This window comes from Pseudomonas sp. NDM (genome assembly GCF_003105095.1).
In the GTDB taxonomy this organism is placed as follows: Bacteria; Pseudomonadota; Gammaproteobacteria; order Pseudomonadales; family Pseudomonadaceae; genus Aquipseudomonas; species Aquipseudomonas moraviensis_A.
On the sequence record NZ_QETJ01000258.1, the window covers coordinates 1 to 4072 of the forward strand.

Here is a 4072-nt window from a genome sequence, read left to right on the forward strand (position 1 = left end):
CGGTGGATCAGCCGACTCAATTGTTATCTGACATACCGCTATCGCGAGCAGGCTCACTCCTACAGGGGAATGTGGTCAGCCGCACGAACCTGCCAATCCCCATAACAAGAAACCGGAGAACCACTCATGTCGTTAAGCGTGTTCGACCTGTTCAAGATTGGCATCGGTCCCTCCAGTTCCCACACCGTCGGCCCGATGCGTGCTGCTGCGCGGTTCGCCGAAGGTCTGCGCCGTGAAAACCTGCTGGCTACCACCGCCAGCGTGCGCGTCGAGCTGTACGGTTCGCTGGGCGCTACCGGCAAAGGTCACGGCAGCGACAAAGCCGTGTTGCTCGGCCTCGAAGGCGAGCACCCGGACACGGTCGACACCGAAACCGTTGCCGCGCGCTTGCAGGAGATTCGCGGCAACGGCCGGCTGAATCTGCTCGGCGAGCACAGCATTGCGTTCAACGAGAAAGAACATCTGGCAATGATCCGCAAGCCGTTGGCCTACCACCCCAACGGCATGATCTTTCGCGCCTTCGATGCGGCCGCAATTCAGATTCGCAGCCGCGAGTACTATTCGGTCGGCGGTGGTTTCGTTGTCGATGAAGATGCCGCCGGTGCCGATCGCATCGTCGAAGACGCCACGCCGCTGACTTTCCCGTTCAAAAGCGCCAAGGACTTGCTGGGCCATTGCAGCACCTACGGGCTGTCGATCAGTCAGGTGATGCTGACCAACGAAAGCGCCTGGCGCCCGGAAGCCGAGACTCGCGCCGGCCTGCTGAACATCTGGCAAGTGATGCAGGACTGCGTCGCCGCCGGCTGCCGAAACGAGGGCATTTTGCCCGGCGGTCTGAAGGTCAAGCGCCGGGCCGCCGCGCTGCATCGGCAATTGTGCAAGAACCCGGAGTCGGCCCTGCGTGATCCGCTGTCGGTGCTTGACTGGGTCAACCTTTATGCACTGGCGGTCAACGAAGAAAACGCCAACGGCGGACGCGTGGTTACCGCGCCCACCAATGGCGCGGCGGGAATCATTCCGGCGGTGCTGCATTACTACATGCGTTTTATCCCCGGGGCGAATGACGACGGCGTCGTGCGTTTTCTGCTGACCGCTGCCGCTATCGGCATTCTCTACAAGGAAAACGCCTCGATCTCCGGCGCCGAAGTCGGCTGCCAGGGTGAAGTCGGTGTGGCCTGTTCGATGGCGGCCGGCGCCCTGTGCGAAGTGCTCGGCGGCAGCGTGCAGCAAGTCGAGAACGCCGCGGAAATCGGTATGGAACACAACCTCGGCCTGACCTGCGACCCGATCGGCGGCCTGGTGCAGGTGCCGTGCATCGAGCGCAACGCGATGGGCTCGGTGAAAGCCATCAACGCGGTGCGCATGGCCATGCGTGGCGACGGTCAGCATTTCGTCTCCCTCGACAAAGTCATCCGCACCATGCGCCAGACCGGCGCCGACATGAAAAGCAAATACAAGGAAACCGCCCGCGGCGGTTTGGCAGTCAACATTATCGAATGCTGATCACGAACCAAGCCAAACGAAATTGACCACCTCTCCCCTAGGGAGAGAAATGTATTTAGCCCCCTCTCCCTCTGGGAGAGGGCTGGGGTGAGGGGCTTTTGATCTTGATCTTGCTTCTTACCCCCAAACTCTAATTTCCAAGGAGCTACGCATGTCCACCGAAACCCTGTCGAAAACCCCGCTGCACGCGCTGCACCTCGAACTCGGCGCGCGCATGGTGCCGTTCGCCGGCTACGACATGCCCGTGCAATACCCGCTCGGCGTGATGAAAGAACACCAGCACACCCGCGAACAGGCGGGGCTGTTCGACGTCTCGCACATGGGCCAGATTCGCCTTACCGGTGCCAGCGCTGCCAAAGCCCTGGAAACCCTGGTGCCGGTCGACGTCATCGACTTGCCGGTGGGCATGCAGCGTTATGCGATGTTCACCAACGAAACCGGCGGCATCCTCGATGACCTGATGGTCGCCAACCTCGGCAATGACGAGCTGTTCCTGGTCGTCAACGCGGCCTGCAAGGATCAGGATCTCGCGCATCTGCACAAATACATCGGCGATCAGTGCACCATTACGGCGCTGTTCGAGGAGCGCGCCCTGCTCGCCTTGCAAGGTCCGGCAGCCGTAACAGTGCTGGCGCGTCTTGCGCCGGACGTGGCGAAGATGACCTTCATGCAGTTCAAGCGTGTGTCGTTGCTCGGCATTGACTGCTTTGTCAGCCGTTCGGGCTACACCGGTGAAGACGGTTTTGAAATCTCGGTACCGGCTGCCGAAGCGGAAAAACTCGCCCGCGCCCTGTTGGCCGAACCTGAAGTCCAGGCCATCGGCCTCGGCGCGCGCGATTCGCTGCGCCTCGAAGCCGGGCTGTGCCTGTACGGCCACGACATGAACACCGAAACCACACCAATCGAAGCCAGCCTGCTCTGGGCGATTTCCAAGCCACGCCGCGCCGATGGCGCACGGGCCGGCGGTTTCCCCGGCGCGCAGCAGATTTTCGCTCAGCAACAGAATGGCGTCGCACGCAAACGCGTGGGCCTGCTGCCACAGGAACGCACCCCGGTGCGTGAAGGTGCAGAAATCGTCAACGAGGCTGGCGAGATCATCGGCAGTGTCTGCAGCGGCGGTTTCGGTCCGACCCTGGGCGGGCCGTTGGCAATGGGTTACCTCGACAGTGCTTACTTAGCGCTCGACACGCCCGTGTGGGCCATTGTCCGTGGGAAAAAGGTGCAGATGCTTGTAAGCAAAATGCCATTTGTTCCACAACGCTACTATCGTGGTTGATCGACTGTTTCTATAAGTAACGCGATTGCGTTATGCGTGCACTAATGTGTAACGCAATCGCCATAAAACAGTGCGTTTTTTAACATCCGAGTGAAATATGATCGGTGCTTATAACGTTTATAAAAACCAGAACCAGACAATCGTCTAAGCCTGGACTAGTGAGCTGACTAACAGCCGTTCAGAGCAGTAAAACCGGGGCCTTCGCGGGGCTTGTTTTTTCTCCCGTAGTTGGCGTAGAGTTTGTCCACTGTGTTTGCATGGGTCAGCTTGGAATCGTGACCTGGGCAGTAGCCTACAAGTTAGCTACATCCCGCTCGACGTCTTCTTACTCCTTGCAACCAGCTCCAGTACTCTTTCATGTGAAAGGGGCTGTCATCAATTTATGCGTCAAAGGAAATAAGAAATGTCCACACGTCAGAGCGGTACCGTCAAGTGGTTTAACGACGAGAAAGGTTTTGGTTTTATCACTCCAGAAAGCGGTCCGGATCTGTTCGTACATTTCCGCGCCATTCAGGGCAACGGCTTCAAAAGCCTGAAAGAAGGCCAGAAAGTGACTTTCGTTGCTGTGCAGGGCCAGAAAGGCATGCAGGCTGACGAAGTACAAGCAGAAGCCTGATCTTCTGATACGAAAAAGCCCCTGATATTGATATCAGGGGCTTTTTTGTGCGCGCTAATCCGTAAAATGGCGCTTCCATTCGCGTCCCGAGGCTGCCATGTCGAAAAACCTGCTCACGCCCCAAGGGGACTTCCCTCCTGTCGCGCTTGGTCGTCGTCTGGCGGCGATGTTCTACGACTTCCTGCTGTGCACCGCCCTGCTGATCGTCACCGGCTTCATCTACAAGTTGATCCAGGGCGCGATCATCGGCGAAGAACGCCTGCGGGCAATGACCGATGCTGGCCAGCTTGACGGTGATCCGCTCTACTCCACAGTGCTGCTGTTGGTGTTGTTCGGCTTCTTCGCCAAGTTCTGGACCCATGGCGGGCAGACCCTCGGCATGCAGGTCTGGGGCATTCGCGTGCAGAACGCCAACGGCACAGCGATCAGCCTGTGGCAGGCGCTGTTGCGCTTTATGGTGTCGATTGCGTCGTGGCTATGTATCGGGCTGGGATTCTTCTGGTCGCTGTTCGACAAGCAGAAGCGCACGTGGCATGACATTTATTCGGATACCCGCGTGGTGCGGATCCCGAAAAAGGCCAAATAACTTCCAGACACCGAATACCAATGTAGGAGTGAGCCTGCTCGCGATAGCGGTGTGTCAGTCAACGTATCGCTGACTGACACACCGCTATCGC

The 4072-nt window shown here is 58.7% G+C and carries 4 protein-coding genes; all 4 read left to right on the forward strand.

Annotation, left to right across the window (positions count from 1 at the left end; genetic code table 11):
- Positions 1-126 precede the first annotated feature (126 nt).
- The 4 genes from DCO47_RS25980 (at position 127) to DCO47_RS25995 (ending at position 3981) form a co-directional block, all read left to right on the forward strand.
- Entirely contained in the window at positions 127-1503 is a 1377-nt protein-coding gene (locus DCO47_RS25980) for an L-serine ammonia-lyase (RefSeq protein ID WP_116659225.1), read from the forward strand.
- 151 nt (positions 1504-1654) lie between these two features.
- Entirely contained in the window at positions 1655-2779 is a 1125-nt protein-coding gene (gcvT, locus tag DCO47_RS25985) for a glycine cleavage system aminomethyltransferase GcvT (protein ID WP_116659226.1), read from the forward strand.
- 403 nt (positions 2780-3182) lie between these two features.
- Entirely contained in the window at positions 3183-3395 is a 213-nt protein-coding gene (locus tag DCO47_RS25990; RefSeq protein WP_003227496.1) for a cold-shock protein, read from the forward strand.
- A 97-nt stretch (positions 3396-3492) separates the two neighbouring features.
- Complete coding sequence (locus DCO47_RS25995; RefSeq protein ID WP_064365005.1) at positions 3493-3981, forward strand: RDD family protein; 489 nt, start codon at positions 3493-3495, stop codon at positions 3979-3981.
- Positions 3982-4072: the final 91 nt, after the last annotated feature.